The organism is Streptomyces sp. NBC_00045 (assembly GCF_045041095.1).
Taxonomy (GTDB): Bacteria; Actinomycetota; Actinomycetes; order Streptomycetales; family Streptomycetaceae; genus Streptomyces.
This window is the reverse complement of record NZ_CP108271.1, coordinates 5,974,618-5,987,760: the sequence shown is the minus strand read 5'-3', so window position 1 is coordinate 5,987,760 and position 13,143 is coordinate 5,974,618. Positions and strand designations below refer to the sequence as shown.

Sequence of the window (13,143 nt, the reverse complement as noted above, 5' to 3'; positions counted from 1 at the left end):
GCGACAGAGCTGCCGGTCCGTCCGCTGGACCGCACGAGCTCGACCGCGTCCCACTTGAACCGCCGAGAATACCGGGCAACACCCTCCAGACCTACGGTGCTGGCGCCTCCGCAGCGCCGCACCCGCACCGACCTCAGCTGGGGTTCGCACGATCCCATGCTTCGCGGATGTCTGCGGGAATCCGGCCTCGGAAGGGGACCTGGTAGCCGTTAGCGCGTGCCCATTTGCGGATGGTGTCGAGGTCGACGGGCGGCCTGGCGGCCGTTGGCGGCATGGGCTGGTAGCCGGTGGGTACGGAGGGGACGAAGGCGGTGTGCCCTTCCAGAAGGTCGTCGGGGAATTGGGGAACGCTCGTCTGCCCGCTGAGGACTCTGGTGAGGAACTCGGTCAGGCTTCCGTCGAAGGTGAACCAGCGTGGCCCGCGGGCTTCGTTGACGGCGATCCGCCAGGTGTCGGGGGCGTCCTGGGGGTCGGTGATCCAGAACAGGTACTCGCCGTTGTCGGTGCCGCCGATGGCGAACAGGTGCTGCGGGTCGTACGGGACCGGGTGCGTTCCCTGGTCGTAGTCCCGCTGGAGGTGGGACCGGATCCGGGCAGGCATGGGACCGGTGATGTCGACGTACTCGGTGACGCCGGCGGGGTGATAGAGGTGCAGGTAGTCGTAGAAGGCCCCCGGACCGTAGGTGGCGGCGAGCTGCTTGTAGTCCTGCGGAAGCCGCATGCCCAGTGTGGCTTCCACTGTGTCCCAGTCGATCGCGGGGATGGGGCCGGACGGGGGCGGACAAAGCTGAACGAGCAGGTTGATGTCGGTCACTGGATTCCTCGGCGGCGGCGTCGCTGCTGGTCGGCATGGTCGGGATTCTCGAGGTCGGCGCGGAGACGGAAGCTGTCGCTCCCATCGGCTTCCATCGTGATCCACTTGGGTACGGAATCCTTGCGGTCGTCCGTGTATTCAAGGTAAACGCTGTACTGGACGATCTCCCCTTGGACGCCGGCAGCGGGGTTGCCCTTCACGGCGTTGTAGATCGACTGCTCCAGGTCCCGCATGTCGGGTGAGTTGGTGGGGTCTTGGGTGATGCAGAACAGGTTGTCCAAGTGCTTTCCGGTTCCGCCGAGCATATTGGCCAGCATGTGGCCCCGCGCCTGGTTGTAATCCGTTCCGTGGAGGAAGCCCGGTGGCTTGAGCCACTTCGCCGCATCGGTGCCCTCGTCGAGCATGTCCCGGGTGATGGTCGCGTGCATCTCGTAGGGACGGCCATGCTCGTCCCGTACGAACACGACCTTCCCGCCCCAGGTGTGATCGGGCTCGCATCCGGCCAGCCCCAGGGGGTCGGCCAGGCTGAAGGGGTTCGGGACGTAGCCGTAGTGGTTGGCTGCCGGAGCCAGACCGAGAGGGTCGGGCGTGATGTACCGGCCGAGGTCCGGGTCGTAGTAGCGGTTGAAGTTGTAGTGGAGGCCTGTCTCCGCGTCGAAGTACTGCCCGGGGTAGCGCAGCGGAGTGTAGGCGGTGCTCCCTCGATCCCACTGGGTGGCGCCCCACGCCGTACTGCGTGTACGCCAGCTGATCTGGCCGTCAGCGGAGACCAGCTCACTGGGACTGCCCGCGAGGTCAGTGACGATCGCGAAGAACCGGCGGTCGATCTGCAGCTGTTCGGGGTCGAACTTGGACTCGCGCTGCGCCAGTGGGCGCAGTCCTACGTAGTCCCAGACGAGGGCCGTGGCGCCCGTGCGTTCCTCTGCGAGCTGCGAGCCGTCCCAGCAGTACGAGGTTTCCTCGGTGAGGTGGCCGTCGCTGTTCCGGTGCTGCTTGGCGATACGTCGGCCAAGGGCGTCATAGAGATAGCGCCATGTGGTGCCGCCCGGCGCGGTGGCGTGGGTGAGACGGTCTTCGGCGTTCCACTGGAAGTGCCAGGTGAGCGTCTTGCCGCTGAGCGTGCGCGTCTCGCGGCGGATCATCCGGCCCTGGGCGTCGTACCTGTAGTGGGTACGGCCGGCGCGGGTGATGCGGGTGCCTTCGTAGTCACGTGCGCCCATGCTGTCCTGTCCGGGCGCGGCAGCGGGAAGAGTGTTGTGGGTCTGGTCACCGGCCGTGTTGTACGCGTATTGCTCGCGCCACCCTCGTGCCTCGACGGCTGTGATCCGACTGCCCGAGTCGAGCGTGTACGCACGGTGGCCGGCCAGGCTGTCATCGACCGCTGTGGGCGCTCCGTCGAACTGGTAGGTGAAGGACCGGCCCATGACTTCGGAGTCCGCCATGTGCAGTGACTGGTGGGTCAGGCGGCCCACCGAGTCCCAGGCGTGGTGAAGGGTGAGGGAGCCGTCCAGGGTGCGGGTTGTTTCGCGCCCGAGCGCGTCGCGGCGGAACCGGAACGTGTGCTCGCCGGTCGTGTAGGCGGCGAGACCCTGTGAGGCGTACTCGAGGTGGCTCTCGGAACCTGAGGGGGTACGCCGGTGAGTGCGGCGCCCGAGGGCGTCGTACGCCAGGGTGAGGGTGCGACCGTTGACGGTTTCCGTGATGACCCGGCCTGCGGCGTCCCGTTCCAGGGTGATGCGGGCGTGGGGGTTGTTGATCTCGGAGACGTGGCCCGCTTCGGTATGAGTGAACGTAGAGACGGATCCGTCGTCGTGCAGGATCCGGATGACCCGGCCGAGGGCGTCACGTTCAAAGGTCAGGCTTTGGCCTGCGGGGTTGGTACGGCGGGTCAGGCGGCCCAGGGCGTCGTGCTCGTAGGTGAGAGTGCGGCCGTCGAAGTCCGTCTCGGCCACGAGTCGGCCGGCCGCGTCGTAGCCGTACTCCCACTCCAGGCCCTGTGCGTTGGTGACCTTCGTCAGCCGCAGCTCTGTGTCGTGGGTGTACTCGTAGCGGCCTCCGTCCCCTGCGGTGGTCATGGCGGCACAGTCGAAGTGGGTGACGGCGTGCGAGCTGGTACGGCCCATGCGGTCGGTGTAGGAGAGGAGGTTCCCTTCCCCGTCCCACTCCCACTCCTCCCGGGAGCCGTCGGGCAGCTCACGCCATGCGGGCTTACCCTCGATGGTCCACGCCTGGCGCAGGAGCGAGCCTTCCGCATCCGTGGCGGACGTGATCCGGCCGAAGGAATCCCGGCTCAGGGTGGTGGTTGCGCCATTAGGAGCGACGAGCAGGAGTGGCAGGCCCGCCTCGTTCGTCGTTATGCGGGTGACATCGCCGACGGCGTTGCGCATGGAGGTCAGGTGGCCGCGGCTGGTGAACTCGTACTCCGTGCGCGCACCTGCCGCGTCGACCGTGGCCGTGAGGTTGCCTTGGGCGTCGTAGGCGAAGTGCTGCCGGACCCCGCCGCGTTCGGTGACCTCCGTGGGCAGGTACAGGTCGTTGTATGAGGCGGTGGTGCGTACGCCGTCTGGCGAGATCAGGGCGACGAGACTTCCCTGGCTGTCACGCTCGCATCGGGTGACGCCGCCCAGGGCGTCGGTCCGCGAGAGCAGCCGATCGGCTACGTCGAATTCGAAATGAGTAGTGGCTCCGAGAGGATCGGTCTCCGCGACGACCTGGAAGGAGTCATTGATGTGGAAGACCGTGGTAGCTCCGGTGGAGTCGGTGTAGCGAGTGACGTGGTGACCGGTCTCGGGATGTATGTCGTCGTAGGAGAACGACGAGGAGAGGAAGCCTTCGGGCCCCACGGTCTCGGTGACCCGGCCGGCGCTGTCGTAAAGGTACCGGTAGGTGGAGTTATTGCGGTCGGTCCACGACGTGACGCGATCGCAGGCGTCGTAGGTCATCCGTAGCGGAAGACCGGAGGAGTTAGTGATGGCGTCCAGGTTCCCGCGCGCGTCGTAGCCGTACGTGCGGACCTCGGCCCAGCCCTCCGGTGTGCGCAGTTTCAGGGCCTGTATTCGGCCGGTGCCCGAGGTCAGCTGAACTGTGTAACCGCCGTCGTGACTGACCGTGGTGGGTGTCCCGTCCGGCAGGCGGGTGAACGTGATGCGGTTCTGGTTGCGGTCCTCGATTGCGCTCAGCCAGAACGCGGAGGAGGCACGGTAGGGGCTGCCGCTGAAGCAGCGGGTCAGCCCGGTGCGCGAGTCGGTGATCGCATACGTGGTCTCGTCCCCGTACTCGCCGTCGTGCGCCAGCGGCAGCTGAGGCCCCTCCAGCGGCAGGACGGCTTCGCCTCCCGGCCGTGGGAGGGCGGGGTAGACGAGGAGTGAACCGTCCTCGCGGGCCCACACGGCACCGACGCCCGACGGGTCGAGCTCGATGCGCTCGTCCAGCGTGGAGGCCCAGCTGCGGCCGAACCAGTGGCCGTAGCGATAGCCGGAGGCGTGGGTCCGGGTGAGGACCAGCGGCAGCACGCCGGGCAGCGAGAGGTCCGCGTGCGGCAACAGCATCTCGCCGGTGGCGACATCGACGGGGTCGGTCGCGCAGTGCGTCTTGGATGTCGGGATGGCGTTGCGCCTTGCTTCGTCCTTCGCACCATGCAGGGCATCAGGCTTGGTGCGCACGCCCGCGTCGCCCTTGCGATGATCCACCCCGCCCGGTCCGCTCTTGCGGTTATCGCCCCCGCCGGAACCATTCTTCTTCAGGCGGTTAAAGCTGTCGTGGATGGCGTCGTCGTTCTTCTTGTGGTCGGTGGATATCTTCTTGACGGCTTTGGGGAGGGTGGTGCCGACGTGGTCGCCCATGGCCTTGGTGGCTTTGACGAGGGCTGCCATGGCCTTGTCGGCGACGGGGTCGATGGCCCGGGCTATGGAGTCGCGGCCGCGGGTGCGGCCGTGGTGGGACTTGGCCTTGGTCAGGTGCATTGTCGTCTTGCCGTGGATGTTGGTGCTAACGGAGTTGAGGCTGGTGCCGGCGCGGGCGTGCTCGGAGTGCTCGATGTGGAGGTCAGTCAGGCCGGTGCCGGCGCCACCGCCCCCGGCAACGCCTGCGGAAGCGAGGTGGAGGGCTTCCTTGCCGGACTTCACGCCGTCGTCGAAGCCGGCCTTGCCCGCCTGCTTGGTCTGGTCGAGGTCGACGCCGTCCTGGAATCCGAGGGCCATCGAGCCGAGCTGGACGACGAGGTCGGCGGCCATGCCTTCCAGGGCGGCGACGGCTGGCTCGGTCATCGCGGAGACGATGTAGCCGACGGCTTCCTCGACACACTCCTTGATCAGGCGCTTGACGACCTCCTGCGTCGCGCGCATCGCGGCCGCGCCGAAGAGTGCGGAGAGGCCTGCGGTGACGGGGATCAGGGAGAGCGCGATGCCAGCCTCGGCGGCGAGGTAGCCGAGCTGGACCAGAGCCGCGTACTTCATGGCCTCGACGGCGTCGGCTGCCATGTCCATCGCCCCGGCGATAGTGCGGGCCGCATCCGCGATGTCCCTGAAGTGCTTGGTCTTGACCGTGTTCCAGTGCTGGTTGAGGGCCTCTATCGATTCGCCTTTGCTGGCGGAGAGGAGGCGCTCGACGTGGTTGTTGGCGAGCTGGCCGTCGTCAAGGAGGTCCTCGGCGAAGTCGCGGAGCGAGTCGGCCATGGCCCGGTATGCGTCCTCGTCCACATTCGGCCAGGCCACACCGATCAAGTCCAGCAGTGTGTCAGCCCAGTCAGGCACCGTGACAGCCACGCGACCCCATCCCCCGTGAACCAAAACCGATCAAATGGTCGAACAGTCCTACCAGGCAATTGATCTGATGGGTAATCTGCACCCGCAAATTCGGACAGCCAGAGAAGGGGCCGCATCCGCCGTCGCGTAGGCGAGGGGAAGATTCACCCCTGCGGGGTGTCCGAACACACGACAGCGCGGGCCACCACCGCGTGGTGGCCCGCGCTGGGGCCGGTCCGAGAGCTGGTGCTAGAGCCTGTGTGATGTCGTGATCAGTTCCTGAGTTCTGTCCTCTCCGCGGGGTGGAATCCGGTAGGACTGCGGTCGTGACGCGTAGGCAACTCACCCATGCTTAGTGGAAGTTCATCGAGCCGTTTCTGCCGATCGGTAGGTACGGCCCGTACCCGGAGCGGTTGCGGGAGCAGTTCGAGGGTGTGATCTGGCGGTTCCGGTCCAGTGGTCAGTGGCGGGAGATGCCTGCCGAGTTCGGTCCCTGGGCCACCGTCTATGGACGTTTCCGCGTCTGGCGGGACGCTGGTGTCTTCACCGCTTTGCTGGAAGGCCTGATCGCGGAGGGGGCCCGGACGGGAAGAAGTGACTTGTCGCTGGTCAGCGTGGATTCCACAACGGTCCGCGCTCACCGCGACGCGGCGGGCATGCGCGTCAGCAAGCACCTCATGGAGGCCCTGGAAGAAGCCGCGCAGGAGCAGGAAACGGCCCGGCAAAAAGGGGCGGACCGGAGGAACAGAACGGACAGGCCGAGCGCCGGCGGGTCCGGCGCAGACGCAAGCTCTGCCTGAGGGAAGCCCTGCCTCGGCAGGTGCCGGGGCGGCCTGACCAGCAAGATGCACCTCGCCGAGGACCGCAGGTGCCGTCCGCTCGCGCTGGTTTTGACCGCCGGACAGGCCGGAGACAGCCCGCAGTTGATTCCCGTGCTCGCGAGGGTGAGAGTTCGCCTGCCTGTCGGCCGCCCCTGTACCAGGCCCGGCGCGGTCGCCGCCGACAAGGCCTACTCGTCCCGCGGCAACCGCGCCTACCTATGCAAACGCGGTATCAAGGACGTCATCCCGGAAAAGCGGGACCAGGCCGCCCACCGGAAGAAGAAGGGCGCACGAGGCGGCCGACCCGTCAGCCACGACGCCGACCTCTACAAGGAACGGAACACGGTCGAACGCCTGATCAACAAGCTGAAGGCCTGGCGAGGCATCGCCACCCGCTACGACAAGCCACCCGAAAGCTACCTCGCCGGCCTCCACCTCCGCGCCGCAATGATCTGGATCGACGACCTGATCAAGACCGCCGAATGATCACGACATCACACAGGCCCTAGGGGGAACACCCCCGCTATCCCTGGCCTGGCAGACCCTGGCCGACGGACTGATGACCCAGCGGCTGTACCTGCACCTCGACGAGTGGCGCTCGGGCGTCGCCGCAGGTGGCCGTCTCGCCGACATCAAGGCCATCGGTCCCGCGCACCTGGCCGGCCGTCCCCGCCTGCAGCCCTCCACCGAGGCACCAGATCAGCCGCGCAGCGGCGCGGCAACTCGGACCACAGGGCCTCCACCTCATCGAGGAGGCCCGCTCCTGGTCGTACCGGCTCACGCCCAAAGGCAACGTCACACTCGAGCACCTCGGACACGCGTCTTCGGCAGATGGGTCGCCATTTCGATAACCAGGGCGTCTCCGCACGTCTCTGGGGTTGCAACGCGACCAGCCCTTGATTGCGGCTCCTGCCGAGGACTCGAACCTACGGCCAAAGGCGTCCGCGCACGATCACTGGAGCCAGGAGCAGGCCCTCAAACCATGAATCAGCCGGAAGCGACCGGCAGTACGTCCGGCGACAGCGAACCCGTCCGCGACGCGGCACTCGTCATCCGCCGACGGTGATGGCGTCGGCACAGCACCTCGTACCCCACCTCGGCCGCCGACCGGGCCACGTCCCCCACCACGACCTGCTCGCCCTCGACGACCATCTCCCCGCCCACCGTGCGAGCGTTGTGAGTGGCCCGCGCCCCGCACCAGCACATCGCCTCGACCTGCAGGGTCTCCACGCGGTCGGCGAGCTCAATCAGCCGCTGGGAGCCGGGGAACAGCTTCGTACGGAAGTCGGTCGTGATGCCGAACGCGAAGACATCCAGGTCCAGGTCGTCGACGATCCGGGCCAACTGGTCGATCTGATCGGGAGCAAGGAACTGGGCCTCGTCCACGATCACGTAGTCGACCTTGCCGCCCCGCGACAGCTGCTCCACCACGTACCCATAGAGGTCGAGGCCCGGCTCCGCCTCCACCGCATCGGTCACCAGCCCCAGACGTGACGAGAGCTTTCCCTCGCCCGCACGGTCGTCGCGTGTGAAGATCAGCCCCTGCAGCCCGCGCGCCGATCGATTATGTTCGATTTGAAGCGCCAAAGTTGACTTCCCACAGTCCATCGTTCCGGAGAAGAAGGCAAGTTCGGACATCAGGAGAGCGGGACCTTTCGGATCAAGCGGAGACGGCTGACAGCCCCGGACGACGCAACCCGACCCACGCCACGATCAACAGATGGCGAATGCCCAAGCAAGTCAGTGCTCTTCCCGCAGTCCATCGTGCCGGAGAAAAACACCAATTCGGGCATGGAAGGAACGGGGCCTTTCGGGTCGTGGTCGGCGGGAGACGCTCGGGAAGACGCCGTACGGAACGGCACCGGTCGGGACGGGTCGGTGGGTCAGGTGCGGATTTCGAGCAGCGGGACGAGCTGCTCGGCCGCGGTCATGGAGCCGTGCATCCCTGCGAGCGCAGATTCGTTCGGCTCGTTGACGGACGCGGTGATCGCGGCATCGGTGTGGGCGGCGGCGACCACGTCGCCGATCCGGCCGAGCACGCGCTCGTCGCACTCCCCCGGCGGCCCGAACCAGCCGCGTTCCAGGGCCTCTTCGCGGCTCGCGATCCAGAACCGGTCGCCCAGCACCTCCCGCCACACGGTCAGCACGTCGGCTTCGGCGCCCGGTACGGCGTAGACGTGCCGGGCCCGGCCCTCGCCGCCGAGCAGGGCCACGCCCGCGCCCAGCTCCCAGTCCTCGTCGAAGTCGATCCGCGAGTCCTCGTCGAAGGGGACGTCCACCATGCCGTGGTCGGCGGTCACGTACAGCGTGGTGCGGGGCGGGAGTTGCTCGGCGAGCCGCTGCACGAGCCGGTCGACGCACATCAGCTGGCCTCGCCAGGCGTCGGAGTTCACGCCGTGCCGGTGGCCGGCTCCGTCGAGCTCGCTGTAGTACGTGTACACCAGCGAGCGGTCGCCGGCGGCGAGGCGCTGCGCCGCGAGGTCCATCCGCTCCTCACCGGTCATCCGGCCGAGGAAGGTGCCGCCGCTCAGCGCGATCTTGGTGAGCGGGGTGGTCTGGAACGCGGGCGAGGACACCTGCGCCGTCGCCACCCCCGCCTTGTCGGCCTGCTGGAAGACGGTCGGGTACGGCTGCCAGGGCTTCGGCGGCGTCCAGGGGTGCCAGCGGAGCTGGTTCATCAGTTCGCCGGTGGCCGGATTGCGCACGGTGTAGCCGGGCAGGCCATGTCGGGCGGGGGGCAGGCCGGTGCCGACGGAGGCCAGCGAGGTGGCGGTGGTCGCCGGGAAGCCCGCGGTGATCGGGCGGCCGGTGCCGCCGCGCGAGCTGCCGAGGAGGGAGGTGAGGTACGGGGCCTCGTCCGGGTGGGCCTTGATCTGCTCCCAGCCCATGCCATCGACCAGGAACACGCAGTTCCGGTCGGCCGGGGTGAGCTCGGCGATGGCGGAGGTGTACCCGGGCACGCCCTGGCCGGCCACCAGGGTCGGCAGCAGATCGGCGAGCGAGCCGGTGCCGTACTCCGGGACGGGGGCGCCGGACAGGTCCAGCAGCTCCGGCTCGTCCCAGTTCGACGGTGCGGAGTAGGACATCAGCGGGCAGGGGCGGAAGCCGCCGCCGTGGCCTCGGACAGGGCCTGCGCGAAGACGAGGGTCTGGCGGACCGCCTCGGGGCCGTCGCCGGCCTCGCTGACGCGCAGGCTGAGGTCGTCGGCGGTGGAGTTGCCGGTGTAGCCGTGGTCGGAGTCGCAGTTCGGATCGCCGCAGGCGGCGGGCTCCAGGTCGATGCGGGAGACCGCGCCCCAGCCGATGGTCAGGACGACCTCGCGGGGCAGGGTGCCGGGGGTGTACGACTCGGGGTTGGCGACGACGCGGCTGAGCACCACGGAGGAGATCGCGCCGATCTTGACCGACTCGGTGGAGGTGGTCGCATACGGGGACGGCGACCCGGCGTCGGCGGCCTGCTCGTCGGTGTGGCTCACGATGAAGCGGTTCCCGGTCAGGACCAGGACGGTCACGTGCCGGCGCACCTCGTTGGAGTCGAAGGTCGTCTCCTGGTGGACCAGGTACGACGAGATCGGCTCGCCGCCCACCGCGGCCTCCACGGCCTCGGCCACGAGGGCCGGGTAGTAGCCGCTGCGCTCGATCGCCGTGCGCAGCCCCTGGGTCGTCGTACCGGATTTCGCCATGGGGTCCATCCTAAGGCCCGTCCGGGGCGCGCCGGGCGCCCCGGGACCGGCTCAGTAGCTGGGGAGTGTCCGGGGACCGAGATCGGTGCGGGCCGGCGGGTGCGCCACCCGGACGGTGGCGCTCAGCACGGAGAGGCCCTCGGTGGCGACGACGACGGGTTCGAGGGTGACGCCCACCACCTCGGGGTGGTCGTCGACGAGCCGGGACAGTCGCAGCAGGAGCTCTTCGAGGGCGGCGGTGTCGACGGGGTCGCTGCCGCGCCAGCCGAAGAGGAGGGGTGCGGCCCGGATGGACCGGATCAGCCCCGCGGCGTCCCGGTCGGTGGCCGGGACGAGGCGGTGGGCGGTGTCGCCGAGCAGCTCCGAGGCGACGCCGGCCAGCCCGAAGGAGAGGACGGCGCCCGCGGCGGGGTCGATGACGGACCGCACGACGGTGTCGACCCCGCGGGGCACCATGGCCTGGACGACGGGCAGCAGCTCGTCGGGCCTCCCGAGGAGGTCGGTGAGCTCCTCGTACGAGCGGCGCAGGTCGGCCTCGGTCGCGAGGTCGAGGCGTACGCCGCCGAGGTCCGCGCGGTGGCGCAGGTGCGGGGCCGTGGTCTTGAGGGCAACGGGGTAGCCCAGGGCCCGGGCGGCCCGGACCGCGTGGTCCGCAGTGGGCGCCGGCAGGGTGGGGAGCACCCGGATCCCGTAGTGGGCGAGCAGGGCGCCGGCGTCGGCTTCGGTGAGGGTGAGCACGCCGTCGCCGGCGTCCACCAGCAGGCCGGCGAGCCGGGCGGCGGCTGCGGCCTCGTCGATGTCCTCGTACTGGGGGACGTGACCGGAGTCGGCGTTGGCCCGCCGCCACTGCCCGTACCGGACGGCCTCGGCGACGGCCCTGACGGCCCGCTCGGCGGCCGGGTACGCCGGGATCCGCCCGTCCGGGGCCTCGCCGGAACCGGGGCCGTCGGCGCCCGGCCCGGCGTACGCGGTCGCGCCCGTCTCCCGCGCCCCGGGACGCGGGGGCAGCGCTCCCGCAAGCGGCGCCGCACCCGTGGAGCCGGGGCTCGCCGGTCCGGGCCGGGCTCCGGCTCCGGCTCCGGGCAGGACCCCCGTCGGGGACAGGGCGTCGACGAGCTCCGCCAGCTCCACGTGGACCAGGGCCACCGGCTTGCCGGGATGGCCGGCCACCGCGTCCCGCAGGGCCTCGGCCAGGTCGTCCTGCGGCTCCTGTTCGTTCACCCACGGGATCACCGTGACGATCACCGCGTCGTTCTCGGCGGAGGCCAGCGCCGCGCCCAGCGCCAGCCGGAAGCTTTCGGGCGTCGCCGCCGTCGTCAGGTCCAGCGGGACCGCGGGCCGCAGCCCCTGCGCGAGGCACGCGTCGTACGTGAGGACGCCCAGCGACTCCGAGTTCCCCAGGATCGCCACGCGCGGCCCGGCCGGCAGCGGCTGCGAGGCCAGGAGCAGCCCCACGTCCACCAGCTCGGTCACCGTGTCGACCCGGATCACCCCCGCTTGCCGCAGCAGTGCGGAGACCGTGGTGTCCGCCAGCCTGGTCCCGGGGACCACGTGTCCGGCGGGGGTGTGGCGGCCGGCGCCCCTCGCGACGACCACCGGCTTCACGGCCGCCGTGCGCCGCGCGAGCCGGGTGAACTTGCGCGGGTTGCCGAGGGTTTCGAGGTACATCAGCGCGACGTCGGTGGCTTCGTCCTCGTACCAGTACTGGAGGATGTCGTTCCCGGAGACGTCCGCCCGGTTGCCCGCCGAGACGAAGGACGACAGCCCCGCGCCCCGCCGCAGCAGTGCGGACAGCAGCGAGATGCCGATCGCCCCGGACTGGGTGAACAGTCCGATGCGGCCCCGGATCGGCGCGGGCGCCGGGGTCAGTGAGGCGTTGAGCCCGACCTCCGGGGCGGTGTTGATCACGCCGTACGCGTTCGGCCCGATCAGCCGCATCCCGTACGAGCGCACCTGGCGCACGAGTTCGCGCTGCCGGTCGAGCCCGGCCGCGCCGCTCTCCCCGTATCCGGCGGACAGCACCACGAGGCCCTGCACCCCGTGCTCCCCGCAGGCGGCCACTGCCTCGGGGACCCGCTCGGCCGGGACCGCGATCACCGCGAGGTCGACCGGGGCGTCGATGTCGCCGAGCGCGCGGTAGGCCCGTACCCCGTCCAGCAGGTCGGCGGTGGCGGCCTCGTTCACGGCGTAGAGGTGGCCGCGGAAACCGCTGTCGCGCAGGTTGCGCAGCGCGGCGGCGCCGACGCCCCCGCCGGAGCGGCTGACTCCGATCACGGCCACCGAGCCGGGGGCCAACAGCCGCTGCACGGAGCGGGCCTCGGCGCGCTGCTCGCGGGCCCGCTGCACGGCCAGGGACTCGGCGGTGGGTTCGAGGTCGAGGGTGAGGTGGACGGAGCCCTCCTCGAAGCTGCGCTTCTGCTGGTAGCCGGCGTCCGTGAACACCTTGATCATCTTGTTGTTGGCGGGGAGCACCTCTGCCGCGAACCGCCGGATGCCCCGCTCCCGGGCGACCGCGCCGATGTGTTCGAGGAGCGCGGAGGCGACCCCGCGGCCCTGGTGGGCGTCCTGTACGAGGAAGGCGACCTCGGCCTCGTCGGCGGGGGCGGTGGCGGGCCGGCCGTCGGGGCCGATCCGGTCGTAGCGGACGGTGCCGATGAACTCCTCGCCGACGGTCGCCGCGAGGCCGACCCGGTCCACGTAGTCGTGGTGCGTGAAGCGGTGCACGTCGCGGTCGGAGAGCCGGGGGTAGGGGGCGAAGAAGCGGTAGTACTTCGACTCGTCGGAGACCTGCTCGTAGAAGCTGACCAGCCGGCCCGCGTCCTCGGTGGTGATGGGCCGGATCCGGGCGGTGCCGCCGTCGCGCAGGACGACGTCCGCTTCCCAGTGGGCCGGGTACGAGGGGTCCGACGGGGTGGTCATGCGGCGATCTTAAGGCCAGGACCGGCCGAACGGCTCCTGCGCGGCGCACGCGGCAAGCAGGGTCAAACCAGTGCAAGCTGGGGTAGGTCGAACGGCAGAGGATCCGCGCCGGAGGCCGGTCGGAGCATTCGGGGCGTCGTGAGAGACTGGTCTAGACAACCCGTA

The 13,143-nt window shown here is 69.7% G+C and carries 6 protein-coding genes and 1 pseudogene; 1 reads left to right on the top strand and 6 read right to left on the bottom strand.

Translation table 11 applies throughout. The annotated features are described in order from the left end of the window. Nucleotides 1-133: 133 nt before the first annotated feature. Nucleotides 134-814, bottom strand: coding sequence for a histone-like nucleoid-structuring protein Lsr2 (locus tag OHA65_RS28055; protein ID WP_405762616.1), 681 nt, complete (start codon nucleotides 812-814; stop codon nucleotides 134-136). Then, nucleotides 811-5,526, bottom strand: coding sequence for an RHS repeat-associated core domain-containing protein (locus OHA65_RS28050; RefSeq protein WP_405763443.1), 4,716 nt, complete (start codon nucleotides 5,524-5,526; stop codon nucleotides 811-813). Before OHA65_RS28050 ends, OHA65_RS28055 begins: the two co-directional genes overlap by 4 nt. Nucleotides 5,527-5,921: 395 nt before the next feature. Here OHA65_RS28050 and OHA65_RS28045 point away from each other — a divergent pair. After that, nucleotides 5,922-6,863: pseudogene (locus OHA65_RS28045) on the top strand (IS5 family transposase). 501 nt (nucleotides 6,864-7,364) lie between these two features. Here OHA65_RS28045 and OHA65_RS28040 read toward each other — a convergent pair. From OHA65_RS28040 to OHA65_RS28025, 4 genes are all read right to left on the bottom strand, one after another. Beyond that, nucleotides 7,365-8,015 carry a thymidine kinase gene (locus OHA65_RS28040; protein WP_327278950.1) on the bottom strand — a complete coding sequence of 217 codons (651 nt, stop codon included), beginning with the start codon at nucleotides 8,013-8,015 and terminating at the stop codon, nucleotides 7,365-7,367. 245 nt (nucleotides 8,016-8,260) lie between these two features. After that, a complete protein-coding gene (locus OHA65_RS28035; RefSeq protein ID WP_405762615.1) occupies nucleotides 8,261-9,463 on the bottom strand; it encodes an alkaline phosphatase family protein in 1,203 nt (400 codons plus the stop codon). Beyond that, nucleotides 9,463-10,059, bottom strand: coding sequence for a DUF5998 family protein (locus OHA65_RS28030; protein WP_327278948.1), 597 nt, complete (start codon nucleotides 10,057-10,059; stop codon nucleotides 9,463-9,465). Before OHA65_RS28030 ends, OHA65_RS28035 begins: the two co-directional genes overlap by 1 nt. Before the next feature lie 51 nt (nucleotides 10,060-10,110). Beyond that, nucleotides 10,111-12,978, bottom strand: coding sequence for a GNAT family N-acetyltransferase (locus OHA65_RS28025; protein WP_329314719.1), 2,868 nt, complete (start codon nucleotides 12,976-12,978; stop codon nucleotides 10,111-10,113). Nucleotides 12,979-13,143 lie beyond the last annotated feature (165 nt).

Coding starts and splice junctions, on each gene's coding strand:
- OHA65_RS28040 (WP_327278950.1), bottom strand. CDS start 8,015: ATGTCCGAACTTGCCTTCTTCTCCGGAACGATGGACTGTGGGAAGTCA.
- OHA65_RS28035 (WP_405762615.1), bottom strand. CDS start 9,463: ATGTCCTACTCCGCACCGTCGAACTGGGACGAGCCGGAGCTGCTGGAC.
- OHA65_RS28030 (WP_327278948.1), bottom strand. CDS start 10,059: ATGGCGAAATCCGGTACGACGACCCAGGGGCTGCGCACGGCGATCGAG.
- OHA65_RS28025 (WP_329314719.1), bottom strand. CDS start 12,978: ATGACCACCCCGTCGGACCCCTCGTACCCGGCCCACTGGGAAGCGGAC.